Origin of the sequence: Peribacillus sp. NJ11 (genome assembly GCF_030348405.1) — a bacterium.
Taxonomy (GTDB): Bacteria; Bacillota; Bacilli; order Bacillales; family DSM-1321; genus Peribacillus.
Genome location: NZ_JAUCFO010000001.1, coordinates 3,753,423 through 3,780,145, shown reverse-complemented (window position 1 = coordinate 3,780,145; position 26,723 = coordinate 3,753,423). Strand labels below are relative to the sequence as shown.

Here is a 26,723-nt window from a genome sequence, read left to right as displayed (position 1 = left end):
TCTTCCCCTTTTTCCTAGTTCAGAGTGATCTTTTTTTTGTTTGGATTGATAATAGTCTGATTTTCGCCAATTAATGTAATATCGGATGTAACCGCTGAATTGCCAACTACGGCACCATCTTCTATTACGCAATTGCTGGCTATGATGCTTCTTTCTATATGAACGTTTTCACCAATAGTGACATTAGGCATGATGACTGAATCTTTTATGGTTGACCCATAGCCCACCTGAACATTATAGGATAAAACAGAATGTTCAATGTTCCCATGTATCATGCACCCTTCATTGATAAGCGACTGACTGACCTCGGCATCTGACGATATATATTGCGGAGGGTGATTCGCATTGCGGGCAAAGATTTTCCATTGTTGATCATCCAACTGGAAATTTGGCGTTTCCTCCAATAAATCCATATGGGCCTGCCAAAGGCTTTCCACCGTTCCAACATCTTTCCAATAATCATTAAAACGATAGGCATATAACTTTTTTCGGTCTTCAAGCATCTTTGGAATGATGTTGCTACCGAAATCATTAGAAGAACTTGCATCTTTTTCATCGTTTATTAAATACCGTCTTAGGGTCTTCCAATTGAAAAGGTAAACGCCCATGGAAGCAAGATTACTCTTTGGATACTTTGGTTTTTCGTCGAATTGGGTGACTTTATCATCATCATTGGTATTCATGATTCCAAAACGGCTTGCTTCCTGCCATGGCACTTGAATGACGGCGATGGTTGCCTCTGCATTTTTTTCGACATGATAATCCAGCATCTTACTGTAATCCATCTTATAGATATGGTCACCTGAGAGAATCAGTACATGTTCCGGATCATAGTTATCAATGTATTGGATATTTTGATAAACAGCGTTTGCCGTCCCTTTATACCACTCACCGCCTTCTTTCCCTTGATAAGGGGGAAGAACGGATACTCCGCCAACATCCAGATCGAGATCCCAAGCTTTGCCATTACCAACATAATCATTTAGAATCAATGGCTGGTATTGGGTCAGTACCCCAACCGTATCAATACCAGAATGAGTGCAGTTACTTAATGGAAAATCGATGATTCTATATTTACCGCCAAAGGGAACAGCTGGTTTTGCCAAACCGATTGTCAATTCACCTAACCTTGAACCCTGGCCTCCTGCCAATAACATTGCTATCCATTTTTTCGCTCCCATTATTCGTTCACTCTCCCCCGTCTTTTTTTTGTTTGCTTCATATAAATTGAAATGCCTAATGGAGGTACAGTTATTTCCATGCTGAATGGTTGATTATGGTATGGTTCTTTTTTGACATTAATGGGTTCTTCATTGATCTGGCCAGATCCTCCAAAAGCTGTCGAATCACTGTTGAAGACCTCTATATATTTCCCATGGGATGGTACACCTATTTGATAATGAGCATGGGTCTGCGCAGAAAAATTACATACAACAATGCAATAATCGCCTTTGCGTTTCCCTTTTCTCATAAAGGTAATGATACTCTGGGTACTATTGTTTGGATCTATCCATTCAAATCCCTCCTGGACATGATCCAGTCTCCATAAAGAGGAACTTTCCCTATAAAATTCCTGTAGGGTACGGAAGTAATATGCCATTTTTTCGTGAGATTCATATTCCAAAAGCAGCCAATCCAATTGTTCCTCATCTTTCCATTCTATGAACTGGCCAAATTCACTGCCCATAAATAGAAGCTTCTTTCCAGGATGCGCCATGAAATATCCAAGGAGTAAACGCAAATTTGCGAATTTCTGCCAATAGTCACCTGGCATCTTGTTCAATAAAGACTTCTTGCCATGAACTACTTCATCATGTGAAAAGGGCAAGACGAAATTTTCTGAAAAAGCATAGAAAAATGAAAATGTTAAGAGGCTATGGTGATTTGGTCTTTCTCCCGTTTCAAGTTTCATATAACGAAGGATATCGTTCGTCCATCCCATATTCCATTTGTAGTTAAAACCCAGGCCGCCTATATCGGTAGGAGAAGTTATAAGTGGCCGGTCTGTTGCTTCTTCAGCCATCATTAATGCATTGGGATATTTCTTGAAAACCACTTCATTAAGTTTTTGCAAAAATTGTATGGCTTCTAGATTCTCCTCGCCGCCAAACTGGTTTTTTAGCTTGACCGGCAAGGGATTATCATGATTTAAATAAACCATTGACGATACCGCATCGACACGGACTCCATCAATATGGTAAACATCCATCCAAAACATTACATTTGATATGAGGAAACTGACTACTTCCGGTTTGGTAAAATCAAAGTTGTACGTACCCCATAACGGTCGCTCTGCCCTAGCATGATCAATTGGTTCATAGAGAGGCGTACCGTCAAAACGGGAAAGTCCATGCGCGTCTTTACAAAAATGGGCGGGAACCCAGTCAAGGATTACCCCAATGCCCTTTTGGTGACAAAGGTTAATTAAATACTTAAAATCTTCCGGTGATCCGTAACGACTAGTTACTGAATAATATCCCGTGACCTGGTATCCCCATGATTTATCATATGGGTGTTCCATAATGGCCATGATTTCAATATGTGTAAAACTATTATCAATCACATAATCAACTAATCTATCAGCCAATTCACGGTACGAATAAAATTCGCCATTTTCTGTCTGTTTCCATGTTCCGGGGTGCACTTCATAAATGGACATGGGTTTATGATAAATATTTTCCTTTTTCCTATCGGCTATCCATTTCGAATCTTGCCATTCAAAATTATCAAGCCTTTTAATGACCGAGGCTGTTTTTGGTCTGACTTCCGAATAGAAGGCATATGGATCGGCTTTTAGGATACGTTTATTTCCAGGTGTATGTATTTCGTATTTATATATTTCCCCTTCTTGTAGTCCTGGTACGAACAACACCCAGATACCTGAACGCTCGATCCGCTTCATCGCATGTTCATTACCGTCCCAATTATTAAAATTACCGACTACTGAAACTTGCTTGGCATGGGGGGCCCAAACGGCGAAGCGTACTCCTTCATTACCTAATGATGTTACAATGTGTGCCCCAAGCATTTTATAACTTTCATAAAGGGTGCCTTCATGAAACAAATATAAATCGAAATCGCTTGGATAATTCTCTTGTAGCTGGTCCATAATTGTACTCAATAAAACCCCTCCATCAGTATTAACTCGATAGTATTTTACCTATCCTTCCCCAGTTATTATATATATTCGGTGAAAATGACATTAATCCTTCAAATGAAGGTGAAGTTATTGTAATAAATGCCCGTTTTTTTGCAAATTAAAACATTATTTTGCAAAAAATAACCATTTAATGTAAAAATATTATTATACCACTAAAAGCTCCCTCCATTTTTTTGGAAAGAGCTTTATGGTTTCTTGTATGAATGTTTCATGTTGCTTGTTCAGTTCGAACCATGTCAGTTTTCGTTAAGAATAAATAGGATAAAGAGACGGACCATGCAAGTGGAGTATTCCTATTTGGAATATCACTGCCTCCTATATATAGCTCAGGTACTTCCCAATTTTCCGGAATGATCATTTTCGTTTTATTTATATATTCCTTTACTTTTTTCATCATGCCAAGTTCAAGATAGCATAGGCCCAACCATGGAAGCCCGAAACACCATTCCGCTTCTTGACCGTCATTATAATAAAGGTCCCTTTCATATCGTATACAGCCTTTTGTTCGTTCAAGGCGCTCTGTGACATTTTTCAATATTTTAAGGGCTACTTCACGATCTACCAGTCGATAAGGATAAATTAAGGATAAAAGGGCTAAATCCGTCTCTTTTGTATAACTTTCCCTTGGAAGCAGGAAACGGAGGGTTTCTTCTCCCTTTTTAATCAGTTCCTCTTTAACGTTGACCAGCATCTTGACTGAATTCAAACCAGCAATACATGCACCGATGCTTGAAGCGTGAATTTCGATATTTTCTTCCCACATCCCGTTATCTTCCGACTGCCAATATTGCAGGCATTCCAAGTAATTGACCAACTTTTGAACGATTTGTAAATCACGTTGATTTCTTATCACCTTTTTCCCATGCCTGTATCCTTCACCGACACCCCATAAGAAGGAACCGATCGCATCATTTTGGGCGTGCCCCCACTCATCGGGCAGTTCCCTAAGCTCAGTGGAATACCGTGCATGGATATGTTCAAAAAGAAACTGGGGTTTCTGTTCTGTATGAATATCTATCTTCCACTCATAGGATTGAAATAAGTCGAATAGAGCATGATATGCTTTCTCGTAACGATTGGATGGATCATTTATAAAAGGCAATACTGTATAAACGACATCCCTTATCCAGACATAATTATAATCATCGGAAATGCTTGCAGTATATGCGCCATTAGGAAGCCGCATGCGATCTAGAACCTCTAGGGCACCATTTACATTCATCAATGAACACCTCCATAGTTATTTGCTTATTCCCATTGTTGACAAACTCCTACTTTCTAAACGTTGGTTCATACATTTTCTATTAGAAGCGCTTTCATTCCAGTTAACCAAAACAACATTTCAGAAGTTCATTCACCCTAGTTTATGTAATCACTGCCGGTTTTGATAATCAAGCTTCCAATGTTCATTAAAAAGCGTTATTTGCCTAACGGAAATGAACGAATTCAAAAAGTTGCTGGTTATTCTTGTGAAATAAAAAACCAGTAATGGCAATCCATTACTGGTTATATCGGCCTATCACATAAAAGTTTAGTATTCATTAAAAGAAAAATCGTAATATCATCAAGGAATGCACTCCAATCATAACCGTACCCAATAGACTTCTCGTAAAAATGGCAACCAGGAAAGCTGGTAAAGCTGCGGCCAAATTCAATGCATTATCCCTAATTGAAAAGACTTGTTCCGATAAAAGAAGTTCTTGAGCCAATAACGCCGCCATTACGGCCACTGGCACATGCTTTAGCCAGTTGATGCCCCACTCAGGAATCTGCATTTTACTAAGCAGCATCAAGGGTACGACTCGAGGTATGAAAGTTACAATCGAAGTCCCTAAGATTACTATAAGGATATATCCGCTTATTTCCATCTGCCAATCACCATCCCTATCGTTGAAGCTACAATCGTTGCAACTATTACTCCAGTACTGCCAGGAAATAAGAAACTTACTGCAACAACGATTAATATGCTGCTAAAAGCCACTGCAAGATCTATAAAAAAGTCCTTTTTACTTACTATTTGCAAAACTAAAAGGCCGATGAACATCGCTGGCAGAGCGAAGTCCATCCCATATTTTTCTGGATTTGGAATCCATTGTCCAAAGAAACCACCGGCCATATTTGCAATGAACCAATTTAAATAGGCTGCAAGATTCAGACCAAGCATCCATTTAAAATCGAGTTGTTTCTTTTTCTGTGCTGTTGTGACGGCCACTCCAAACGTTTCATCAGTTAACAAGGCCCCGGTTATCAGGTTTTGTTTAAAACTTTGATGTCTGAAATATGGAGTCAATGCCGCACTAAGTAATAAATGGCGACTGTTAACAAAAAAAATCGTAAAAATAATGGCCGATACTGGATGACTTGCAGCTATCATCCCTGCCGCTATGAATTGTCCAGACCCAGCATAGAGTAAAAGCGACATTAGTGCCACTTCCATCATACTTAATCCTGACGTTTTTTCGACGACCCCTGCAGCAAAACCGATACTTAGGTACCCCAATAATGTAGGAATACAATCCTTTACTCCTTGCCAAAAGCCTTCCCCATCAATGACTTCGGAAATGCCATCGCTTTTCCATTCAGCACGATCCTGACTCATATGAATTCCACCCTTGTTTAAATAAGTTCCTTCAATTAGATTCCAGCTTGCTTGCCGAGCAGAATTGGTAACTCACTATATATTTCAATGATCTCTTCTATCCGCATTCTCACTAAACCGCTGGAAGAAGGGGCAACGAATTCCATGGTCCGATTCGATGAAGGATCTTCCTGAAGCCCCCAAGAGACCTTTCGAATTTGACGATATTCCTGATAGACACCCTTGCCTACAAAACAGACAAGTTTAGGTTTATACTTTTCAATTTTCCTTTTTAATTGCTTCCTACCCCTTATGTACTCGTCTTTTGTGATTTCGTCAGCACCTTTTGTAGGCCTGGAAACGATATTGGTAAAACCATAACCTAAATCCAGTAATGACGAGTCTTCAGTTGGGTGATATTTCCTTGGTGTCAGCCCGGACTCGTAGAGGATTTTCCAAAAACGATTGTTTGGATTCGCATAATGATGGCCAGTCTCTCCTGACCGAATGCTTGGATTGAAACCTACGAACAATATATCCAGATTTTCCTTTAAATGATCAGAGATGCCTTCCATTTTAAAACTCCTTTTCAAATCTCTTATATAATTATTGTACAAAAAACAAAAAATATTTAATTACCTTTTCCGACATTTTCACAAACTTATGTCCAAAAACTTATAAACGCTTTAATTAGAATGAAGGATGATAGTTCCATGATATAGTGATAACCTGACAAATGGAAGATTGAAGACCCATTGCTCCGCTTGAATTTAGTATTCTTTTTTCCACAGAATGATAAATGCTTTAAAACAAGAAAAAACTACACTCATTTCTCTTGCTCGAATGAGTGTAGTTTCAGGCATGAAATGACCATTAACCCAGCTTCCTTCATTCATTTCCCTGAATAATGGAATGACTATTTAATATAAAATACCCTAGCTTAGCCAACCTGTCGGGAAAGGTCTCGATACGAGGTATTAACCCGTGTTCAAAAGAAACAGCCACCTTATAGATGGCTGCTTCTTCATATACCTTATTGTGCGCGATCCACTCGAACATAATTTATTTGATTAAACGATATGGTAATGATATTTAGATTACTTCAAAACTCTCAGAATGGATGAAGATAAGGATGGCCTTCTTTAGGATAGGGGTGTTTTGATCCTTTGTCAGGAGAATAAAACTATATAGTTATTGGAGGCACAAGTCTCTCGATTTTAAAAAGGGTATACTTAATGGATATGGTAATTAACAAAGCTATGGATCCAGAAATTAAATGAGTCTATTAAATAGGATCAGGAACCTTTAAATTTAACGCAACCTGTGTTAACTTTTAAGGCGAATCGCATCAATCAAATGACTTTTCTCGTAGGTATTTATGTACCTACGAGTTTTCATGTTAGGTAACAGACTATCTTTTTATTAAATCCGCTTCTTTCTAACCGGATTTAGGAAACATTCTGCCGTTGTTCGATATGATCATGTTTTCTTGCTGTGGACATCTTATTGATGGTAAGAAGAATTCCTGAAAGCCAAATTACCACGATAGCTGTATAGATATATATATGGGCTTCAATCGGAATCCATGTAGCTAATAGGGTTCGTACATTGATTAAGATAATAAAACCCCCTACTAAAACACCCATTAATTGAGCAGGAAGCATCCTGACGAGCCAGGCTGCAATCGGTGCGGCAACCACTCCACCAATTATCAACGCCACCACCCAAAGCCAATTGACAGCTTCCCATCCAAGCGAGAGGATAAAACCAAGACTTCCGAAGAAAGCAATGGCAAATTCACTCGTATCTACAGTCCCTACGGCTTTTCTAGCAGTCATTCCTTTTTTTGACAATAAAACGGGCGTTGCAATCGGGCCCCAACCGCCTCCACCTGTTGCATCACAAAAGCCTGCAAAAAGGCCTAACGGAATGGATTGTTTTGCGGTTAATGGCTTAACGGTTTCATTTTCTTTTGACGGTTTAAAAATAAATAAAAAGCGGAATAAAACGTATACACCAAGGCCAAATAAAAATATGGCAATGTATGGTTTAGCTAATTCGGCAGGCAGGTTGCTCAGGAAACATGCCCCTACAAATGCTCCAACAGAACCTGGGATGATCAAGCGATAGACCATATTTTTATCTACGTTCCCAAACTTTATATGTGAAGCTCCGGACACCGCAGTGGTCACTACTTCCGATAAATGAACGGATGCTGATGCTACTGCAGGGGCAATCCCGAATGTCAATAATAAGGAAGTTGAACTCACCCCATACCCCATGCCAAGCGAACCATCGATTAATTGGGCTAAAAACCCGATAAAGGCTAAAACGATTAACTTTTTCATGACCTTCCCCTTTCACTAAAATAGAACCTTGATAACATCAATCCGACGGTACAGTTCGCCTGTATAAATAGATCATTCAGGTTTCCATTAAGACACAAAGAGGCACCTAACCAATGGAATGACATGTTGGTTAGGTGCCTTCAGTTTTTCTGATCAGCCCAATGATATATTTTCTTCAGCTTCTACTGGCAAAAGCCTAGCTAAAAAACGAAATCTTTCTTTCAGGGAATATTTATAAATATCCTCTATTGAATCTTTCAATAACTTAGCTTTTTCCTCTTTTGAGAATGAACCATTTTTAATAATCATCCTTGCTTCGAAAAGGAATTCAAGATATTCTTCATATGATTCATCATATACTTCCCTTAAGTCATTGCGAATTTTTTTTGCGAGCGTTGGACTTGCTCCATTGGTGGAAACACTTATGGATAGCATGCCTCTATTCAATGTGGCTGGTATATGAAAATTACCCAGCTCATGATTACTAATTACGTTTACCAACTGACTTTGGGATGCATTCTCATACACTCGTTCATTAACTTCAGTGGAATTGGTTGCAACAATGATTAAAAACGCATCTTTATAATCAGTTTCTTCCACTTCTTTAAGTAAAACTTTAATCTTACCTTCCTTCTCCAACAGTTGAAAACCCGTGCATATCTCGGGGCTTACGACGGTCACTTCAGCACCAGCTTCCAATAAAGGGCCCGCTTTAAAGTAACCTATTTTACCACCGCCGATGATGACACACTTTCTGTTCTCGATATTAAGCGTAATTGGATACATAAGCTCCCTCCCCACTCACTTCATGAATTCGTTCCGATATTGCTTGTTCAATCTTTGGATGATAACCTAGATACCGGCAAAGTATGAATTTCTGCTTTCCCTTTTTTTGAATCTTTTTTAAACTATTTTCGATGGACTGCATTAAGAGACCGGTAAACAATAGGTAAGGAATGATAAATACTTGGTTTGATGGATATTCCTCTGCATATTCCAATGCTTCTCCAAAGCTTGGTGTGGCAGCTGTCAAATAGCACTCTTGCACACGGATTTTTGGAAACCTGTTCCTTAGCAAATCGGCCAATCGAGCTAAATCCCTTTTAACGTCGGGATCACTACTGCCCCTCCCAACCAATAAAACCAATGAATCCTCTGTAACCCTTACATTTGTTTCCTCCAACCGTTCCACTAAAATGTCAACCATTTTATCACTGACACCAATCGGCCTTCCGTATTTCAAGTCTACGGCAGGGTACCGTTTTTTCATTTTGTTCAATATGACTGGAATATCATGTTTTGCATGTACGGCTGTTAGCAATAGAACTGGAATGGCGATTATTCTCGTCGCACCTTTTTGTACACAGCGTTCGTAGACGTCTTCTATCGTAGGAGTTTCCAACTCTAAGAAGCAATACTCCTGAATGGTATTGGGTTGTGCCGCCATACAAACTTTTATAAAATCAATGGCTTGGGCTGAGGCTTCTTTAACGCGGCTACCATGGCATATGTATAAAATGGCTTCCATTTAAAAGGCCTCATTTGCCAACAAATTTTCGGTTTGTTTTGCTTCAAACCATTTAATTTTCTCTCGCAAATTAACGACATCGCCCACGACTATCATGCAAGGGTTCGAAATCTGTTCGTTATCGGCGGTTTCCACTATATTAGCCAATGTACTGACAGCTGTCCTTTGCGTTTTTAAGGTCCCCCAATGAATGAGGGCTACCGGAGTCTCGGGACTTTTTCCATGCTCCAAAAGTTTTCCTTGAATATATGGCAGATTTTTAACACCCATGTAAATGGCTAATGTATCGATGCCTTTTGCAAGTGATTCCCACTTGATATTATCCTCTTCATCCTTTTTCCGATGACCGGTAACAATTGCAAAAGATGAAGCGTGGTCCCTATGTGTAACTGGAATTCCCGCATAAGCTGTAGCGGCGATTCCAGCCGTAATTCCTGGAACGATTTCAAAGCTCACGCCACTTTTGGCAAGGGCTTCCGCTTCCTCCCCGCCTCTCCCAAAGACGAATGGATCGCCGCCTTTCAAACGAGTGACTATTTTTCCCTTTTTTGCATATTTGACCAGGAACCGATTGATGGTATCCTGCTGCAATAAATGATAATCCGGCAGTTTACCGCAATTAATCAGTTCTACACCGTCTTTTGCATGATTCAAAAGTTCTTTATTGACAAGTCGGTCATATAAAATGACATCAGCTTCTTGAATGCATTTTAATCCTTTTAATGTAATTAAATCTGGATCTCCGGGACCGGCTCCTACTAGATATACTTTCCCCATTTATGCAACCTGCCTTCCCTTAGAGAATCGTTTCGAATTCCGATAAAACGAAACCTGCTCCATTTTTAATTTTCCTTTTTTCATATAATGAGATGTCATCCACTTCAGGCATTTTCAAAAAATGTTTTTCCAGCTCGATATCAACAAGTTCAAACGCCTTTTCATCTGAATCGGCAACAATGATGACATGGATTGGTTTTTCCTTGATAGTGACTTCGAAACGGTATAGATTCATGGATTGCTTACCTTCCCCTATTAAACGGCCACTTCCGTTAATATATCATCAAGCTTACTTTGTAACTCTGGTATTCCTACCCTTTCCACGAAATCAAGGAAGGTTTCGGATAGAAGCTTTGTTTCTTTGAAAAATAGGATCAGTTCTTTCAGAACATGATAGAGCTGTTCAGCTTCCACTTTTCCTTTAAGTTTTTCATTGAACTTCCCGCCTTCATTCAACGTTCCTCCGACGTATATCTCAAAAGCCTCGACCATCTTTTTATCCTGGTTCTTCATTTTTATGCCTTGTAGCCCTATCTCGGCGATGGCTCTTTGACCGCAATTATTAGGACAACCTACCATATGCATCCTTACTGGTACATCGAGATCTATCTCCTTGTCCAGTGTTTCAGAAATGGTCCTCATTCTGTTTTTTGTTTCAACGAGTGCCAGGTTGCAATACTCGATGCCTGTACAAGAAACGGAATAACCAATGAATTTTTTTGGTTGATATGGAAATCTTTCAAAGATGGATTCCTGCTTTAATTCCTCAAGTTTTTCATCCGGCACATTTGGAATGATAAGATTTTGAGAATTACAGTTTCGGATTTCACCATTTCCATATTTCTTCGCAAGTTCGGCAAACTCGATCACTTCGTCTGGATTTAGACGACCAACTGGTATATTGACTCCAACATAGTTCAGACCATCTTGCTTTTGTTTATGGATGCCGTAGAAATAACCTGCATTCCATCCCTTCACCGCACTTTCACCCTTTTCAGGAAGCGGACCGGTGTACTCCAGCAATTTTTCCTTGAATTGTTCAGGACCCCAATCAGCGACAAGGAATTTCAATCGCGATCGATGACGTTTTTCACGGTACCCAAAGTCACGGAATATCGTCGTGATGGCGGCCGCTACTTCGACTGTTTTTTCAGGTAAAATGAATAAGTCAAGTTCTTCTGCCAGCATCGGAACGGAGGATAGCCCTCCGCCTACTTTTACGTGAAAACCAACTTCCGTTACTCCATCAATTACTTTAGTAGCTGGATTGAATGAAACACAGTTGATTTCAGCATTTGAAGCATTATGGATATTAGCACTTATGGACATTTTATATTTCCTAGGAAGGTTCGAATAGTCTTCGTTAAGGCTGAAATACTCAAATACATCATAAAGTACCTCGCGAGTATCAAAAAGTTCGTCAGGATCGATGCCTGCCAATGCATTACCGATGATATTACGTGTGATATCACCACATGCACCGGCCGTAGTCATTCCAACCTTTTCCAAACGATTTAAGATATCCGGGACTTGTTCGATGGTCAACCAGTGGAATTGAATGGCTTGACGGGTTGTAATGTCATATACATCCCTCCCATAATCTTTAGCGATGTTAGCTAGAGTTATCTGTTGATCATAAGTCAGGATACCTCCGGGAATAACGACACGCATCATCCAGTAACCTGCTTCTTTTGGCCGTTGCAGGTATAGACCTGCCCACTTGAACATATCCCAATTCTCTTTAGGAATGGAATCGAAACCATTTGCAGCGTAATGTGGAATATCATCGAATATCTTCAATCCGTCTTTTTCCAATTTCCAGATTTCCGTTTTATTTTTAGCGATTTGTGGATTTTCCGACCAAAATTTCTCGTAAACCATTACATTTCCTCCTTGATTAGATCGCTTTCTTTACTGTCAAATAGGCGATTACCTGTTCAACGCACTCTTCAATGCTGTATTGGTCGGATTCTAAAATGATTTCCGGTTGTTCAGGTTCTTCGTATGGAGAGTCGATTCCGGTAAAATCTTTAATGATTCCTTTACGCGCCTTGTCATAAAGGCCTTTTGGATCACGCACTTCGCACTCTTCGATCGGACACTTTATGTATACTTCAATAAACTCCCCTTCATCGAGTAAATCACGTACAATCTGCCGATCTGCCCTGAAAGGTGATATGAAGGCGGTCAATACGAACTGCCCACTATCCACGAATAACTTGGAAACCTCACCGATTCGCCTAATATTCTCGGTCCGATCCTCTTCAGAAAAACCTAAATCTTTATTTAAACCGTGGCGGATATTATCACCATCCAAAACATAACTTCGAATATTCCGATTATATAACTCTTTAGCGACCGCATTCGCAATCGTTGATTTTCCTGAACCCGAGAGTCCTGTAAACCATAGAACTGTGCTTTCATGCCCGTTCTGCTTCCGGCGGAGCTCCTTGGTCAATGACGTTTCATGCCAAGTGACATTCGTACTTTTACTCATTTAATAATCCCCCTCTTCATGTGATCCTTCAATTTATGTCCAATCAGTTATAAACTTCATTCTTTTTAAGACCTTCGATCAACACCTCGATGACTTCTTTACGGCTAAAGGTAGCTGGAGGAATTTCTCCATTACGCAACATTTCCCTTACCTTCGTTCCAGACAGGATGACATGGTCTTCCTTGCCATGCGGACAAGTTTTAGCGGAAGCCATATTGCCACATTCTTTACAGTAAAAACTATGTTCAAAGAATAATAGCGTGATCCCTAACTCATCTGAATTAAAATTCCCAAAGATTTTTTGAGCATCATATGTGCCATAATAATCACCCACACCCGCATGATCACGTCCGACGATAAAATGGGTGCAACCATAATTTTTACGGACCATCGCATGGAAAATCGCTTCTCTTGGTCCTGCATAACGCATGGCAGCAGGGAAAACTGCAAGTGAGACGCGATCCTTGGGATAATATTTTTCAAGCAACACTTTATAGCTTTCCATTCGTACATCTGCCGGAATGTCATCGGATTTAGTGGCACCTACAAGAGGATTTAAAAATAAGCCGTCGACAATCTCCAATGCTGTCTTTTGAATATATTCATGTGCACGGTGAACAGGGTTCCTCGTTTGGAATCCGACAACCGTTTCCCAGCCTTTTTCAGCAAAAGCTTTCCTTGTCTCAACTGGGTCCAGATAATTTGCTTGAAATAGCGAACGCTCTATTCTCTTGACTAACTTTATTTCTCCGCCGACATATACATCCCCGCGGTTATATAAATTTTTCACACCAGGATGCTTCTCATCATCCGTTTGATATACTAATGTCGCTTCCAATTGTTTATCGGGAGTGAAAATATCGGAAACGGAGAGAACTCCGTATGTTTCACCTTCATGAGTCAGCTTTACCTCTTCACCTATAGTAAGAGTTTCTGCAACTTCAACGTTCAAAGGCAGCGTAATCGGGATGCTCCATACATGGCCGCTGCTAAGCCTCATATCCTTGACAACTGTCTCATAGTCACTTTTTGTAAAGAAACCTTTAATCGGGCTGTAGGCACCAGTGCCTATCAATTCAAGATCACTTAAAGCTATTTCGTCAATTTCGATTGACTTTGTTATTTTACTAAAATCATATTTTGGTTCCCAAAGATCGATTAGTGTTCCTCCGTGCGGTAAACTGATTGTCATGCTAATTTCCCCCTATGGTTTCTATTTATTTAAGCCTATAATTTCTATTTATTTAAGATAAATGCAATCCGCATTCCGTTTTTTGGGCTCCTTGCCAACGGCCTGAGCGTAAATCATCTGCATTGAAGGCAGGTGCCGTACATGTTTTACAACCAATGCTTGGATATCCATTATCATGCAGGATATTATATGGAAGTCCATTTTTGTGGGCATAACGCCAAACATCTTTCCATGTCCAATGTATGAGTGGACATATTTTTACTGACTTGAACTTATTATCCTTATTGATATACTCTGTCAGAGCCCTTGTTTCAGATTGCTCCCTCCGTAGTCCCGAAAGCCAGGCTGTTGCCGTTGAAAGCACATCTGTAAGCGGAGTGATTTTACGGATGTTACAGCACTTATTGGAATCGCTAAGCCATAATTCATCCCCATGTTCCGCTGCCTGTTCTTCAAGCGTCAATGCTGGTTTCTTCATTTCGATCGAAAGATTTGGATATCGCTTTTTCACTTGATCGATCAATTGGTACGTTTCCTCAAAATGAACATCTGTATCAAGGAAAACTATTTTTGCCGAGGGATTGACCTTCGCCAATAAATCCGTAAGCACGATGCCTTCTATACCGAAACTACACGCATATATCAGTTTGTTTCCATAATGGTCATTCGCCCATTGCAGTACTTCCAAAGCACCTTTTGTCTCACTATCTTCAGGAAATACAGGTAAATCCCCGGTGTTGAAATTTTCATAGTTTATTAATGCAGCCAACTTTGCAGCCCCCTCTAAGAACTTGCTGTATGTCACTGGTTAGAGTTACTTTTGATCAATGCCCGTTATAATCTCCCCAGTTTAAATGACCCTAGGAAAAAGAGACGAATCTAACCAATACTCTCTTTATATCAGTTAAACCCGCCTCTAGTTTTTCTAGTCAGCAGATACCTTATTTAATTCTTAGTTTTTCATTTCTTTCCATTTGAATGATTTTACCATCTTGGACAATAAGTGTAATCGATCCATACTTCATTGAATTAAGCATTTCTTGAAGTCGTTCAAATATTTCTTCAAGCTGATTCTCTTTATCCAAACCTGTTCCTCCTTTAAGAAAATCCGCGAATATATTATTTCACCGCTGATTAAATGAATTTATTAAATTTATATAATTCCAAACAACCTTAAATTGTTATGGTTTCCCAAAGAATTTTTCGAAAAATAAAAATCTTTCCATGATGGAAAGATTTCAAGGTAAATATTCTTTACCTTATCTTCCAAAATGATCAACATTTTGTTGGAGGTAGCACCTTGCATCCATCATGCAGGTTGCTGGACTTCAAAGGGCCAATTCCCTCCGTCGCTCTGGATAAGTTTTATTATTTTAAATATTAACATATATTTAATCCTTGTCAATGGAGTTTTCTTATAAAATAACTTGGTTTAATATTATGGAGGAACTGTTATTTTTATACACACTATTCCATTCATGATTTTATGTTCATTTAAATATGAAAATAGACTCGTCTTTTTAGATAAAGTCTCCAAAAAAATGAGTCTATTTTCATTATTAAGCTATTATTGATGCCTGTCATTCATTGAAAAAGTAATTACTTGAATTCCATTCCTTTTATTGAAGTCGATTACTTATTAATTTCTTAACTGAATCGCTTCTATAAATTCTTGAACCTGACTCTGAACGCGATCAACTAAATTCAAGTCATTGATCGGGTTTTCTGAATTCTGTTTATCTATTTCCTTATCCACAAAATATATGCCCTGCAACGGCTCGCCTTTTAATATTGAAATTAATGGTTTAAGCGCATAGTCAATCGCCAATAAATGCCTGTTACTTCCGCCAATCATAATGGGCAGCACTGGCTTCCCCTTAAAAGCTCCTTCTGGCAGCAAATCAATCAAGGCTTTTAATACCCCTGTATAAGAAGCCTTATATACCGGTGAACCAATGATGATTCCTCTGGCTGCTTGTATTTTCTCCGAAAGCTTTAAGATATCTTCGCTATTATATTTCCCTTGGAATAAATCATCTGCTGAGAAATCCGTAATTGAGTAATAAGCTGTGGTAAATCCTTGGTTTTCGACTAATGATTGAATATGTTTTAGTGAAATGTCCGTTCTTGATGGAATCGCTGGACTTCCTGATAAAATTACGATATCGCTCATATAAATCCCCTCCCATATTACATGGTTTTAGAATAAAAATCCTCGTAATGAATTTGTTGCAGCATGCATTTATCGTAATAGTCTGAAAAATATAAGTCAAATCTTACACTCCGGTTTATTTAATTTCACAAGTAATGATTGCTTACCATTCAAAAAAACACGGTCATATTTGCGGCTTGATGCTCATGCCTTTTAATATGACCGTTTCATTATGTATGATTTTGTTTTCCATGAATACCATATACCAAAAGTTGTGCAATGCTCTTAATTCGTTCAGAAGTAAAATATGGTTCCTTTTTCTGTTGATGAATCTCATAATGTGTAGATAATGCCAATGTGAAAGAAATGATCCCCACATTAAATAGGATAATATCAGAAATATATTGTATCTCTCCGCTATCTATTCTCTTCTGTATTTCAATATGCTTGGCATTCGGCTTGAAAATTCGATCAACATATTGCTTTGAAATATCTTGATCGAATTGTGTTTCCCGAAATAATATCGAAAACTGTTCTTTATTTTCAAGAACGTTTTTTATCATGGTGCAAACGTGATTTTCCACAAGATCATCAGTTGACAGATGGTTTGTCCCATCTTCAGACTCCTCTTTTTCATTAGGAGTAATTGTAGCCAGAAGCAAATCTTTTTTGCTTTCAAAGTATTTGTAAATAGTAGCTTCGGAAACATTGCATGCAGAGGCAATTTCATTCGTTCTTGTCATGTCAAACCCTTTTGTCGCAAAAAGAGTTCGGGCTACATTTATGATTCGTTCTTTGGTTTGTTGCCCCTTTTTCAAAAATATCAACCTTCTTTTATAAAGATAAGACCGGTTTCACCAATCTATTTTACATGATATCCCGATGGTACCAATCGGTCAATATTACCTTCGATCTATTAGAAATCAATATTCCCATATATCGTATATAGAAAACATCGTCTAATTTGGACGATGTTTTTTTTTTCAGATAATCATTTAAAAGATGCATAGCCATCATCGACCATGACTACACTTCCATTGATTGCATCCGCTTCTTCCAAGGATAATAAATAGACAGCATTTGCAATGGTTTCTGGCTTAATTAATTTACCTCGCATTTGACTTGCATTCAATTTATCGATGATTCCCATATCTTTATAGCTTTGTATGATTGGAGTATCAACACCGCCTGGTGCAATGCCTACTACGCGTATTCCATAAGCACCCAATTCCAAAGCTGCTGTTTGTGTCATCATTCTAACTGCTCCTTTGGACGCCTGATAGGCAAAAGTCCCATGGGAAGCTAAGTAGCCAAATACAGAGGCGGTATTTATAATGACACCCTTGATACCCAGTTCCTTCATTTCCCTGCCAGCTGCCATGATGCCGAAGGCCACTCCGTGCTGGTTCACTCCAATCGTTTTGAAGTACCCGTCCATATCTTGATCGAGGATCATCCCTCCAGCACCAATGCCGGCATTATTAAACATGATATCGATCCTACCGTATGCTTCGACCGCTTTATTGATTAACGCTTCAACATCTTCATGATTGGAAACATCCGTTTTAACAAAAATGCCCTCTCCACCATCCGCCGTTATCCGTTCAACGGTTTCCCGTCCCATTTCTTCATTAAAATCCGCAACAACGACCTTGTCCCCTTTGGCTGCGAATTTCAAGCATGTCGCTCGGCCAATTCCGCTTGCTCCTCCTGTAATAACTGCAACTCTTGCTGTTATAAGTATAAAATAGTAATTTCAAGATTCCCTTTTAGCTTTTAATGTATCAGAAAGAAAAGCTGTCCTAATAAAAGGACAGCTTCATTTGTTTAACAGGTTTTCAATTCGACTTTACTTATGGATGTCTTAACCATTTCAATGAAAAGTTGCATGAAACGATCATCCCCTGTTAATTCTGGATGAAACGCACTGACAAGGACATTTTCTTGTCTCGCAGCGACAACATTCTCTTCATAAACAGCCAATATCTCTACATCTTCTCCAATTCCATCCGCAAATGGAGCTCGGATGAAAACGGCCTTAAAAGGTTCTTCCATCCCTTTAATTGATAATTCAGCCTCGAAACTATCCCGTTGACGTCCAAATCCGTTCCTTTTCACGGAAATGTCCATTAGTTCAAGATAGGCCTTCTCATCACCAGTCAATTCGTTGGCCGCCAATACCATCCCCGCACAAGTACCGAAAATAGGTTTTTTATGTTCGAAGAAAGTTTTGATTGGTTCCTTGAATCCATAACGATCCATTAGCTTTCTCATCGTGGTGCTTTCTCCGCCTGGAATGATTAAGCCATCGATTTCTTGCAGCTGTTCCGGTTTTTTAACAAGTATTGCTTGTTCACCGGCAGCATTGATTTGGTTCAAGTGTTCTTCAACTGCACCCTGTAATCCCAAAACACCGATAGTTATCATATTACCATCCACGTTCCTGCATACGTTCTGCTGGAGCTAGTTTGGAAATATCGATTCCTTTCATTGCACTGCCCAACTCTTTTGACAACCGGCCTATCAATTCATAATCTGTGAAATATGTAGTCGCTTGAACGATTGCAGAAGCGAATTTTTCTGGATTTTCCGATTTAAAAATACCGGACCCCACGAATACGCCATCTGCTCCCAATTCCATCATCAGTGCTGCATCTGCTGGAGTGGCAATTCCGCCAGCTGCAAAGTTAACTACAGGCAATTTACCAGTCCGTTTGATTTCTCTTAAAATTTCATAAGGGGCACCAATATTTTTTGCTTCCGTCATTAATTCATCATCACTCATGATGCTCACTTTACGAATTTGGGACTGTACCTTTCTCATATGACGCACAGCTTCCACGATATTACCTGTACCTGGTTCTCCTTTTGTACGAAGCATCGATGCTCCTTCTCCAATACGGCGTGAAGCTTCGCCTAAATCACGGCAGCCACAAACGAAAGGAACTGTGAAATCACTTTTTAATATATGATATTCTTCATCAGCAGGCGTCAGCACTTCACTTTCATCGATATAATCCACTCCCATGGATTCCAGGATCCTTGATTCAACAATATGGCCAATCCTTGCTTTAGCCATGACCGGGATGGATACTGCATTCATTACTTCCTCGACAATTCGCGGATCTGCCATTCTTGCTACCCCGCCAGCCGCACGGATGTCTGAAGGAACCCTCTCCAATGCCATGACAGCGACAGCACCTGATGCTTCAGCAATTTTTGCTTGTTCTGCATTTATGACGTCCATAATTACGCCACCCTTTTGCATTTGTGCCATTCCTCTTTTTACTGTGTCAGTTCCTAATAATTTTTCCATTTCTCTTCCCCCTAATATTTGCATTTTTTAGATTTGTTGTGTTTAGTATAAAAAATAGTTGACCGTATTGAAAGTGTCAGTTTTAATTAATTTAATGGGGTCAGTATAATTTTATCTAAAAGGCGGAAACAATATGAATATGCTAACTTGTGATTTAAATCGATTTAGTGAAGTACCTTTGTACGAACAATTATATTCACATATTAAAAAAGAAATCATTGATGGCCGTCTTCTTTATGGCTCAAAACTGCCTTCCAAACGTAAATTGGCAGAGTTCCTTCAGATTAGTCAAAATACTGTCGAGACAGCATATGAACAATTAACTGCTGAAGGATACGTTGAAGTCATACCAAGAAAAGGGTACTATATTCAAACATTCGAGGATTTAGAGTATACGCAAACCAACCAAGTTTCCTTGGAACAAATTAATGATAATGAAGGGGATTTACTGTATCATTTTCATCCCAGCCAAATTGACACGGAAAACTTCCCATTTGAAAAATGGAGAAAATACACGAAAAATAAAATTGATGAATCGCATCAAGATCTTCTTTTACTGGGGGATTCTAGAGGGGAATATGAATTACGATGTGAAATTGCCCATTATGTGTATCATGCACGTGGGGTTCAATGTGTGCCCGAACAGATCATCATTGGTGCAGGAATGGAAATTTTATTGCAGCAGCTTGTCCTTCTTTTCGATAAAAATGCCATTTATGGTGTTGAAGATCCTGGATTTCACTTGATTCACCGGATTTTACGCAGCTACCCAAATGAAGTCCATCCACTGCAAATTGATGAAGAAGGCGTAAAGGTAAACCCAATTGAAGATTCAAAGATCGATGTAGTGTATGTCACTCCCTCACATCACTTCCCCTATGGGACGATCTTATCCGTTAACAGACGGACGCGATTGCTGAACTGGGCTCAAGGGGCAGCAAACCGCTATATTATCGAAGACGATTACGATAGTGAATTTCGTTATAGTGGAAAAACAATTCCTTCCTTACAAAGTATGGATGCTGGTGATAAGGTGATTTACTTAGGATCATTCTCCAAATCATTGATGCCATCAATTCGGATCAGTTATATGGTTCTACCCGCTCCGCTGTTACAAATGCATCAACAGAAATTATCTTTTTACCATTCAACCGTTTCACGAATTGATCAACATGTGTTGACACAGTTCATGAAGGAAGGGGATTTCGAAAAGCATTTAAATCGGATGAGGAAAGTTTACCGGCGCAAGTTGGATAAAGTGATCGAGCTGTTTAAACCACATCAACAAATAACCATCACTGGTGAGCGGTCAGGATTACATATCGTCCTCATCGTTAAGAACGGCATGGATGAACAGACACTTATTCAAATGGCAAACGAAGACCGTATTAAAATTTATGGATTATCCACATATTCGATCGAAAAAATTGACGAACATCCTCCTAAAATCATATTGGGCTTTGCAGGGATTCCTGAATCTGAATTGGAAAAAGCCATTCACCTTTTATTGAAATCATGGGGTTTATAAAGAAAAAAGAAGTTCACTGTCGTGAACTTCTTTTTTTTAACTTTTAGATAAATATTGTTCCATCATATCCTTGGGTACCATGCTTCCGCCAGTCGCCCAGATGATATGTGTGGATTGGTTCATTTTATCCAGCAGTTTTTGGTCCCTAAGATATTTCCTTCCTTCTGGACCTGAAAAAAGTTGTATGGGTCCGAATGCTCCTGCGAGGGCAGATGGCTCTAAATAATAACCTTCCGTCTCTGCCATCTCACGGAGCAGTTCGAATAACCTTTTATCCTCTATGGTATAGCTGCCGCTTAACATGGTCGTCATCATACTGGAAACTAACGCTGAAGGTCTTCCGACAGCAAGTCCATCCGCTTCCGTCTTATTATCGATTCCAAATTCCTGCACCGAGACTTTGTCATGAAGGCCTGTCATCAATCCGAGCGTCATGCATGGTGAGTGTGTCGGTTCTGCAAAAAAACAATGAACATCATCTCCGAAGGCTAACTTGAGCCCATATGTGATACCGCCTGGTCCGCCGCCGACTCCACACGGTAAGTACACAAACAAAGGGTGATCTTCGTCAACTGGAATGGACATATCTTTCAGTTGTTTCTTCAGCCGCGTTGCAGCCGTCGCATATCCCAGCAGCAAATCCACCGAATTTTCATCATCGATAAAATGGCAATTGGGATCAAGTGATGCTTCCATACGGCCTTCTTCCACAGCTTTACTATAATCATCATCATATTCCCTTACTATGACACCAAGACTTGTTAATTTATCCTTTTTCCACTGTTTGGCATCTGCCGACATATGGACTGTTACTCTAAACCCCAGCTTAGCGCTTATTATTCCAATACTCATTCCTAAATTGCCGGTTGAACCGACCGCAATCGAATATTTTGAAAAAAGCTCTTTGTATTCATCACTCGCAAGTATTCCATAGTTATCAGTTAGTCTTAAACCACCATGCTTCATGGCAATTTCCTCGGCACGTTTCAACACCTCGTAAATACCTCCGCGTGCCTTGATAGATCCTGAAATAGGTAAATGACTGTCACATTTAAGCAAAAGTTTCCCAGCCATTTCAGTCTTATAGGATTCTTCCAAGTTTTTTTGCATGGAAGGAATCTCAACTAGTGGTGATTCAATGATTCCCTCCATTGGTCCAGTTTCCGGAAAGGCATTAATCATATAATTTGCGAATCTATCCAATCTGTCCTCAGCCGTTTTAACCTGTTCAGCATGGACGATTGGGTTTTCTTGTTTGGCACCGTAATTTGGATTCATCCAGAAGACTTCATCCATGTTTATAAGATTTTTAAGCATTGGATCTTTCGTCTTCCACTCCATAATCGATAAACCTGCGATTTTATGCATCTCCACAGCAGTCCCTCCCAGTATATGTAGTATTCATCATCTACTATAACTCAACAAACTGCAATAAAGATTACAATTATCATTTTTTTAGGGAAATCAGCTTAGAATGTTAAATTCACTTTTAATTTCCCTCGCACGCTATTAATAAACCAAATTTCCTCAGCGCTATTAAGGTCAGCCTTTGAAATGGGCTTTTCTTTGATTTCCTTCTTCCTGATTAACTCTTGACGAAAGGTTCCAGCAAGTAGTCCTGATTCCACAGGAGGCGTAAAGAGGTCTCCATTTATTTTCACCACTACATTTCCGTTCGTGAATTCCGTGATGTATCCTTCTTCATTCCAAAGTAGAACGTCATGGAAGTCAGGATTATTCATTTGAAAGCCTTCATATACATCACGATTAGTCGTCTTATGAAAAAGAAAGGGATTTCCGCTTGATATTGGAGTTTCAGCCAAGATAGCTGTTAATTCTGAATCAAGAGGCTTAATTGCTTGTCCGGAGACTTCAATTTCACCATATTCATTAAGTAGTACCCTTACCTTTTGCAACGTGCCTTTATTCAAATCCGCATACTTTTGGAGTTGATCTCTAAGTTTCAATTCAGAGAACCGATAATTAAAGTAATCAGCGGATTGTTTCATCCGATCGATATGATCATTCAACAAATAATATTCTCCATCGTTAAGCTTCATCGATTCCAATAGTTTGTACGCAGGACTTTCGACTGTCAATAATTTGGCCTTTAAAAAGGCTTCGTCATATTCTTCCGTTAACTCGGAATCCCAAGTGATTCCCCCGCCTACCCCATACTCGGCTTTACCTGTTTCCTTTTCGATCACGACCGTACGAATCGGCACATTAAAAACGGCTTCGGAATCAGGAGTGATAAACCCGATTGCACCGCAATAAACTTCACGTGGGGAATTTTCGATATCGGTGATGATTTCCATCGTTTTTATTTTAGGTGCCCCTGTTATCGATCCACATGGAAAAAGGGCCTTGAATATATCAATGATTGTTGTTCCGGGTTTCGTATCGGCTGTTATCGTGGATGTCATTTGCCAAACGGTCGGATATTTTTCAATTGCCTTAAGTTGTGGAACCTCGACACTTCCTGGTTCTGCAATCATTCCCAAATCATTTCTGAGCAGGTCCACAATCATGTAGTTTTCAGCTTGATTCTTTTCCGAGGCTGCTAACCAGTCTGCATTGAGCTGATCCATTTTCAGTGTCGTTCCCCGCTTTACCGTTCCTTTCATTGGTCGAGTAATCAGCTGACCATCTTCCCAACGGAAAAACAACTCAGGTGAAGCAGAGAGGATTCGATGTGTCCCCACATTCAAATATGCACTATAGTTCGAGCGTTGAGCTCTCTTCAAGCGATTAAAGAAAGCGAAGTCATCTCCTTCGAACTTGGATTGCAAACGCATCGTATAATTCACTTGGTACGTATTGCCTTTCTCAATTTCGGATTTTATTCTTTGAAACCCGGAATGATAGGTATTTGAATCTGTTTCTGATTCCCATTCAGCCAAATTAAAAGTCCCTGTCATTTTTCCAGGTAATTGTTCTTCCGGTTTATCAAAAATTCCGAACCATAATAATGGCATTTTGGCTCCATCTTTTACTTTAAAAGATTTTTCAAAAGCAGGTGCAGCTTCATAGGAAACATATCCCGCTGCGTAATGCCCCTGTTCGATCGCTTCCTGGACTTTTTGAAATTGAGGAAGGACATCCCCAATGGAATGGGCGGTGAACACTTTTTTCGGGTTCGTAAAATAGAGTGGCCTGCTGTCACCTTGTTTATCTGTGAAGTGAAATACTAAGGATAAAGGATCTTCTCGTTTCATTCTTTTCTCCTAACTTAGTTTATAAAGTCAATCGTTATGTATTTTTAAAAAGCTTGCAGACACGTGATCTGCAAGCTCATTCAATGACACTTATTTCATTCCAGTCACTTCTGCAATGATTTCATAAGAACGAAGGCGTGCATCCTGATCATGAATGGCAGAGTTTATAATCATTTCATCCGCCTGGGTTTCATCTAAAAAGGTCTGCAACTGCTCTTTTACCTCTTCCGGATTTCCTATAATGGAGGCATTAAGCTGTTTCATGACAATGGCCTTTTCATATTCTGTCCAAATGCCCTCCATCGTATCAACTGGAGGAGCAAGTTGTCCTGGTGTATTACGGATCAAATTCAAGAATTGCTGTTGATAAGATGTAGCAATCCTTTGTGCTTCTTCCGAAGAATCTGCTGCAAAAACATTGACACCAACCATGACATAAGGTTTATCGAGAACGTCGGATGGTTGGAAATTATTGCGGTAACGAGCTAAAGCTGGTTGGGTATTTTCAGGGGAAAAATGGCTTGCAAATGAAAATGGCAATCCCAGCTGAGCTGATAATGCTGCACTGAAGCCACTTGAACCAAGCAGCCAAATCGGAATGTCCTGTCCTTCTCCAGGGATGGCACGAACACGATTATGTTTAGAATCCGCATCCAAATAACTGCGGAGCTGTGCTAATTGTTCAGGAAAATCCTGACCGTTATTACGTACATCACCCCGGAGAGCCATAGCCGTAAATTGGTCGCTTCCCGGAGCTCGCCCAAGTCCCAAATCTATTCTACCAGGATACATTGCTTCCAATGTTCCAAATTGTTCTGCGATAACAAGTGGTGCATGATTCGGCAGCATTATGCCACCAGAACCCACGCGAATTCTTTCCGTCTTTCCTGCCACATAGCCAATAAGCACTGACGTTGCAGAGCTTGCGATCCCTGGCATGCTATGGTGTTCTGCAACCCAGAAACGGTTATAATTCCATTGCTCCACATGCTTGGCTAAATCTATTGTATTTTTAAAAGCTCCCGAAACTGTACCACCCTCAACAATAGAAGCTAGGTCCAGAACGGAAAAAGAAATGTCGCTAAGTTTTTTTGCATGTTGATCAGCATTCATATCTTCATCTTCTTTCTTTCAATTATGATAAATTGGACGCAAAGCCATCATATAGAAAATGCACACAAAATGCACACAAAATGCTCGAAGGGATTAACTGTTAAGAATTTCCCTGGCAATCAAACGAAACGAATTAAGCCTATCCTCCAACTTATGGGTGATGGTTATCAGCATGATTTCATCTGCTAGATATTTCTCCTGAATCTCAAAAAGACGATACTTCACTTGTGAAGGTGTACCAAAAATCAGTTTTTCATGCATGGTTTCCATCAGTGCTTTTTCTTTTTCAGTCCAAACATGATTCCTTACCTCTTCTATGCTTGGAACCCGCCTTCTTTCCCCTTGTCCACTTTGAATTTTCCATAGGGTGTTGCTAAGAGCGATTTCTTTTGCAAGTTCCTCGGTTTCCGCACATATGGCAGCAACCGTAACGATTGTTTTAGGAGCTTTAAGTAACCCTTTCGATAGGAAGTTATCACGGTATTGCTGAAAACTCTGCACTCCATCATTTTCACTCATAAATTCACCAAATGCGTATGCAGTACCATTCTCAGCGGCAAGTTTTGCGCTTTTCCCGCTTGTTCCCAATATCCATGGTTCAGGAGATACCTTTGGGATAGGAGCAGCAGAAACATTTGAAAAGGGATGTTCTTTCGGAAATTCATCTCTAAGAAAATTCAACAGTTCCTTAACAAGTTCAGGCATTTTGTAAACATTCTGAAGAAAATTATCGGATAAGGCCATCGTAGCTTCCGCAGATCCACCAGGAGCGCGTCCCAGTCCCATATCAATCCTGCCTGGAAAAAGGGTCGCAAGCATATTATAAGTCTCCGCTATCCGATATGGCTTATAATGCGGAAGCAGCACTGCCCCAGATCCAATTCTGATATTTTTGGTTTGCGCAGCAATATAGCTTATCAACACCTCAGGAACGGAACAGGCCAATCCCGGCAGATCATGATGTTCAGTAAACCAGATTCTGCTATAACCTAGCCTATCGCCTTCTTGAGCAAGTTGCAGTGAGGCCTGTAATGCTTCTTGTGCAGATTGTCCGGATGCAATTGGGGATTGATCTAATATACCCAGTTTCATTTTATTACCCCCCTTTCTTGTCTTTCGTAACTTAATAGTAAATCATAACTATTCGAAAGTCGCATGAAAAGCTTGCTATGTTATTGTAGTTTCCAGCCTTTAGCGGAAATTATAAGAGTTGAATCCAGATTCGGGATTATGGGTAATTGATATATTCTGACGAGGTCTTTGTTTTAATATATTAACTTTAGTAGGTGGCTCAAGAGAATAACATATATTCTAGC

26 protein-coding genes and 1 riboswitch are annotated in these 26,723 nt (G+C 39.7%); of the genes, 1 reads left to right on the top strand and 25 read right to left on the bottom strand.

All coding sequences use genetic code 11. The annotated features are described in order from the left end of the window. Nucleotides 1-14: 14 nt before the first annotated feature. From QUF86_RS18665 to pdxS, 21 genes are all read right to left on the bottom strand, one after another. Nucleotides 15-1,181 carry a glucose-1-phosphate adenylyltransferase gene (locus tag QUF86_RS18665; protein WP_289335168.1) on the bottom strand — a complete coding sequence of 389 codons (1,167 nt, stop codon included), beginning with the start codon at nt 1,179-1,181 and terminating at the stop codon, nt 15-17. Further along, the gene (gene glgB, locus QUF86_RS18660) at nt 1,181-3,109 is read right to left on the bottom strand and encodes a 1,4-alpha-glucan branching protein GlgB (protein ID WP_289336253.1); all 1,929 of its coding nucleotides are present in this window, start codon (nt 3,107-3,109) and stop codon (nt 1,181-1,183) included. The genes QUF86_RS18665 and glgB overlap by 1 nt, the downstream gene beginning before the upstream one ends. Before the next feature lie 259 nt (nt 3,110-3,368). Next, the gene (locus tag QUF86_RS18655) at nt 3,369-4,382 is read right to left on the bottom strand and encodes a glycoside hydrolase family 15 protein (protein ID WP_289335167.1); all 1,014 of its coding nucleotides are present in this window, start codon (nt 4,380-4,382) and stop codon (nt 3,369-3,371) included. 319 nt (nt 4,383-4,701) lie between these two features. Next, a complete protein-coding gene (locus tag QUF86_RS18650) occupies nt 4,702-5,028 on the bottom strand; it encodes an AzlD domain-containing protein (RefSeq protein WP_289335166.1) in 327 nt (108 codons plus the stop codon). After that, the gene (locus tag QUF86_RS18645) at nt 5,019-5,759 is read right to left on the bottom strand and encodes an AzlC family ABC transporter permease (protein WP_289316285.1); all 741 of its coding nucleotides are present in this window, start codon (nt 5,757-5,759) and stop codon (nt 5,019-5,021) included. The genes QUF86_RS18650 and QUF86_RS18645 overlap by 10 nt, the downstream gene beginning before the upstream one ends. Before the next feature lie 35 nt (nt 5,760-5,794). Beyond that, nucleotides 5,795-6,313 (bottom strand): mismatch-specific DNA-glycosylase, encoded by a 519-nt coding sequence (locus QUF86_RS18640; protein ID WP_289316284.1) that lies wholly within the window; start codon nt 6,311-6,313, stop codon nt 5,795-5,797. A gap of 873 nt (nt 6,314-7,186) precedes the next feature. Then, nucleotides 7,187-8,086 (bottom strand): sulfite exporter TauE/SafE family protein, encoded by a 900-nt coding sequence (locus QUF86_RS18635; RefSeq protein ID WP_289325199.1) that lies wholly within the window; start codon nt 8,084-8,086, stop codon nt 7,187-7,189. A 153-nt stretch (nt 8,087-8,239) separates the two neighbouring features. Next, a complete protein-coding gene (locus QUF86_RS18630) occupies nt 8,240-8,872 on the bottom strand; it encodes an NAD(P)-binding protein (protein ID WP_289316282.1) in 633 nt (210 codons plus the stop codon). Beyond that, the gene (locus tag QUF86_RS18625; RefSeq protein ID WP_289335165.1) at nt 8,853-9,614 is read right to left on the bottom strand and encodes a sirohydrochlorin chelatase; all 762 of its coding nucleotides are present in this window, start codon (nt 9,612-9,614) and stop codon (nt 8,853-8,855) included. The genes QUF86_RS18630 and QUF86_RS18625 overlap by 20 nt, the downstream gene beginning before the upstream one ends. Next, nucleotides 9,615-10,391: a uroporphyrinogen-III C-methyltransferase gene (gene cobA / locus QUF86_RS18620; RefSeq protein ID WP_289335163.1), complete on the bottom strand. Its 777-nt coding sequence runs from the start codon at nt 10,389-10,391 to the stop codon at nt 9,615-9,617. A 19-nt stretch (nt 10,392-10,410) separates the two neighbouring features. Further along, nucleotides 10,411-10,626 carry a DUF3906 family protein gene (locus QUF86_RS18615; RefSeq protein WP_063233666.1) on the bottom strand — a complete coding sequence of 72 codons (216 nt, stop codon included), beginning with the start codon at nt 10,624-10,626 and terminating at the stop codon, nt 10,411-10,413. Between the two features lie 20 nt (nt 10,627-10,646). Next, nucleotides 10,647-12,272 carry a nitrite/sulfite reductase gene (locus tag QUF86_RS18610; protein WP_289335162.1) on the bottom strand — a complete coding sequence of 542 codons (1,626 nt, stop codon included), beginning with the start codon at nt 12,270-12,272 and terminating at the stop codon, nt 10,647-10,649. Nucleotides 12,273-12,288: 16 nt separating this feature from the next. Then, nucleotides 12,289-12,888 carry an adenylyl-sulfate kinase gene (cysC, locus tag QUF86_RS18605; RefSeq protein ID WP_289335160.1) on the bottom strand — a complete coding sequence of 200 codons (600 nt, stop codon included), beginning with the start codon at nt 12,886-12,888 and terminating at the stop codon, nt 12,289-12,291. A gap of 43 nt (nt 12,889-12,931) precedes the next feature. Next, nucleotides 12,932-14,080 (bottom strand): sulfate adenylyltransferase, encoded by a 1,149-nt coding sequence (sat, locus tag QUF86_RS18600; RefSeq protein WP_289335159.1) that lies wholly within the window; start codon nt 14,078-14,080, stop codon nt 12,932-12,934. A gap of 52 nt (nt 14,081-14,132) precedes the next feature. After that, entirely contained in the window at nt 14,133-14,837 is a 705-nt protein-coding gene (locus tag QUF86_RS18595; RefSeq protein WP_370017047.1) for a phosphoadenylyl-sulfate reductase, read from the bottom strand. Between the two features lie 184 nt (nt 14,838-15,021). Next, nucleotides 15,022-15,165, bottom strand: a complete 144-nt coding sequence (locus QUF86_RS18590; RefSeq protein ID WP_072273036.1) for a YezD family protein — start codon at nt 15,163-15,165, stop codon at nt 15,022-15,024. Between the two features lie 171 nt (nt 15,166-15,336). Continuing rightward, nucleotides 15,337-15,445: riboswitch (SAM riboswitch) on the bottom strand. A gap of 274 nt (nt 15,446-15,719) precedes the next feature. Continuing rightward, nucleotides 15,720-16,253: an NADPH-dependent FMN reductase gene (gene ssuE / locus QUF86_RS18585; RefSeq protein WP_289335157.1), complete on the bottom strand. Its 534-nt coding sequence runs from the start codon at nt 16,251-16,253 to the stop codon at nt 15,720-15,722. A 209-nt stretch (nt 16,254-16,462) separates the two neighbouring features. Further along, on the bottom strand, nt 16,463-17,050 hold the full coding sequence (locus tag QUF86_RS18580; protein ID WP_289316274.1) for a TetR/AcrR family transcriptional regulator: 588 nt from the start codon (nt 17,048-17,050) through the stop codon (nt 16,463-16,465). A gap of 173 nt (nt 17,051-17,223) precedes the next feature. Beyond that, nucleotides 17,224-17,970 carry an SDR family NAD(P)-dependent oxidoreductase gene (locus QUF86_RS18575; protein WP_289336252.1) on the bottom strand — a complete coding sequence of 249 codons (747 nt, stop codon included), beginning with the start codon at nt 17,968-17,970 and terminating at the stop codon, nt 17,224-17,226. A gap of 89 nt (nt 17,971-18,059) precedes the next feature. After that, nucleotides 18,060-18,659, bottom strand: a complete 600-nt coding sequence (gene pdxT, locus QUF86_RS18570) for a pyridoxal 5'-phosphate synthase glutaminase subunit PdxT (protein WP_289316273.1) — start codon at nt 18,657-18,659, stop codon at nt 18,060-18,062. A 1-nt stretch (nt 18,660) separates the two neighbouring features. Further along, on the bottom strand, nt 18,661-19,548 hold the full coding sequence (pdxS, locus tag QUF86_RS18565) for a pyridoxal 5'-phosphate synthase lyase subunit PdxS (protein WP_061463387.1): 888 nt from the start codon (nt 19,546-19,548) through the stop codon (nt 18,661-18,663). A gap of 133 nt (nt 19,549-19,681) precedes the next feature. Between pdxS and pdxR the strand changes: the two genes are divergently transcribed. Next, nucleotides 19,682-21,076, top strand: coding sequence for a MocR-like pyridoxine biosynthesis transcription factor PdxR (gene pdxR / locus QUF86_RS18560; protein ID WP_289316271.1), 1,395 nt, complete (start codon nt 19,682-19,684; stop codon nt 21,074-21,076). A gap of 36 nt (nt 21,077-21,112) precedes the next feature. Here pdxR and QUF86_RS18555 read toward each other — a convergent pair whose 3' ends face one another. The 4 genes from QUF86_RS18555 to QUF86_RS18540 all read right to left on the bottom strand — a co-directional run bounded on the left by QUF86_RS18555 (nt 21,113) and on the right by QUF86_RS18540 (nt 26,499). After that, nucleotides 21,113-22,444 carry a D-serine ammonia-lyase gene (locus tag QUF86_RS18555; protein ID WP_289318369.1) on the bottom strand — a complete coding sequence of 444 codons (1,332 nt, stop codon included), beginning with the start codon at nt 22,442-22,444 and terminating at the stop codon, nt 21,113-21,115. A 101-nt stretch (nt 22,445-22,545) separates the two neighbouring features. Continuing rightward, complete coding sequence (gene pabB / locus QUF86_RS18550) at nt 22,546-24,294, bottom strand: aminodeoxychorismate synthase component I (RefSeq protein WP_289335156.1); 1,749 nt, start codon at nt 24,292-24,294, stop codon at nt 22,546-22,548. Nucleotides 24,295-24,384: 90 nt separating this feature from the next. Continuing rightward, nucleotides 24,385-25,407, bottom strand: coding sequence for an LLM class flavin-dependent oxidoreductase (locus tag QUF86_RS18545; protein WP_289335154.1), 1,023 nt, complete (start codon nt 25,405-25,407; stop codon nt 24,385-24,387). A 93-nt stretch (nt 25,408-25,500) separates the two neighbouring features. Continuing rightward, nucleotides 25,501-26,499: an LLM class flavin-dependent oxidoreductase gene (locus QUF86_RS18540; protein ID WP_289335153.1), complete on the bottom strand. Its 999-nt coding sequence runs from the start codon at nt 26,497-26,499 to the stop codon at nt 25,501-25,503. Nucleotides 26,500-26,723: the final 224 nt, after the last annotated feature.

What these genes read in the sequence shown, in the direction of transcription:
- QUF86_RS18615 (WP_063233666.1), bottom strand. Translation starts at nt 10,626, where the DNA reads ATGAATCTATACCGTTTCGAAGTCACTATCAAGGAAAAACCAATCCAT.
- pdxT (WP_289316273.1), bottom strand. Translation starts at nt 18,659, where the DNA reads ATGATAACTATCGGTGTTTTGGGATTACAGGGTGCAGTTGAAGAACAC.
- pdxR (WP_289316271.1), top strand. Translation starts at nt 19,682, where the DNA reads ATGAATATGCTAACTTGTGATTTAAATCGATTTAGTGAAGTACCTTTG.
- QUF86_RS18665 (WP_289335168.1), bottom strand. Translation starts at nt 1,181, where the DNA reads ATGGGAGCGAAAAAATGGATAGCAATGTTATTGGCAGGAGGCCAGGGT.
- QUF86_RS18555 (WP_289318369.1), bottom strand. Translation starts at nt 22,444, where the DNA reads ATGCATAAAATCGCAGGTTTATCGATTATGGAGTGGAAGACGAAAGAT.
- QUF86_RS18630 (WP_289316282.1), bottom strand. Translation starts at nt 8,872, where the DNA reads ATGTATCCAATTACGCTTAATATCGAGAACAGAAAGTGTGTCATCATC.
- cysC (WP_289335160.1), bottom strand. Translation starts at nt 12,888, where the DNA reads ATGAGTAAAAGTACGAATGTCACTTGGCATGAAACGTCATTGACCAAG.
- QUF86_RS18610 (WP_289335162.1), bottom strand. Translation starts at nt 12,272, where the DNA reads ATGGTTTACGAGAAATTTTGGTCGGAAAATCCACAAATCGCTAAAAAT.
- pabB (WP_289335156.1), bottom strand. Translation starts at nt 24,294, where the DNA reads ATGAAACGAGAAGATCCTTTATCCTTAGTATTTCACTTCACAGATAAA.
- QUF86_RS18635 (WP_289325199.1), bottom strand. Translation starts at nt 8,086, where the DNA reads ATGAAAAAGTTAATCGTTTTAGCCTTTATCGGGTTTTTAGCCCAATTA.
- QUF86_RS18540 (WP_289335153.1), bottom strand. Translation starts at nt 26,499, where the DNA reads ATGAAACTGGGTATATTAGATCAATCCCCAATTGCATCCGGACAATCT.
- QUF86_RS18655 (WP_289335167.1), bottom strand. Translation starts at nt 4,382, where the DNA reads ATGAATGTAAATGGTGCCCTAGAGGTTCTAGATCGCATGCGGCTTCCT.
- glgB (WP_289336253.1), bottom strand. Translation starts at nt 3,109, where the DNA reads ATGGACCAGCTACAAGAGAATTATCCAAGCGATTTCGATTTATATTTG.
- QUF86_RS18640 (WP_289316284.1), bottom strand. Translation starts at nt 6,313, where the DNA reads ATGGAAGGCATCTCTGATCATTTAAAGGAAAATCTGGATATATTGTTC.
- QUF86_RS18650 (WP_289335166.1), bottom strand. Translation starts at nt 5,028, where the DNA reads ATGGAAATAAGCGGATATATCCTTATAGTAATCTTAGGGACTTCGATT.
- cobA (WP_289335163.1), bottom strand. Translation starts at nt 10,391, where the DNA reads ATGGGGAAAGTATATCTAGTAGGAGCCGGTCCCGGAGATCCAGATTTA.
- QUF86_RS18545 (WP_289335154.1), bottom strand. Translation starts at nt 25,407, where the DNA reads ATGAATGCTGATCAACATGCAAAAAAACTTAGCGACATTTCTTTTTCC.
- QUF86_RS18625 (WP_289335165.1), bottom strand. Translation starts at nt 9,614, where the DNA reads ATGGAAGCCATTTTATACATATGCCATGGTAGCCGCGTTAAAGAAGCC.
- QUF86_RS18645 (WP_289316285.1), bottom strand. Translation starts at nt 5,759, where the DNA reads ATGAGTCAGGATCGTGCTGAATGGAAAAGCGATGGCATTTCCGAAGTC.
- sat (WP_289335159.1), bottom strand. Translation starts at nt 14,080, where the DNA reads ATGACAATCAGTTTACCGCACGGAGGAACACTAATCGATCTTTGGGAA.
- ssuE (WP_289335157.1), bottom strand. Translation starts at nt 16,253, where the DNA reads ATGAGCGATATCGTAATTTTATCAGGAAGTCCAGCGATTCCATCAAGA.
- pdxS (WP_061463387.1), bottom strand. Translation starts at nt 19,548, where the DNA reads ATGGAAAAATTATTAGGAACTGACACAGTAAAAAGAGGAATGGCACAA.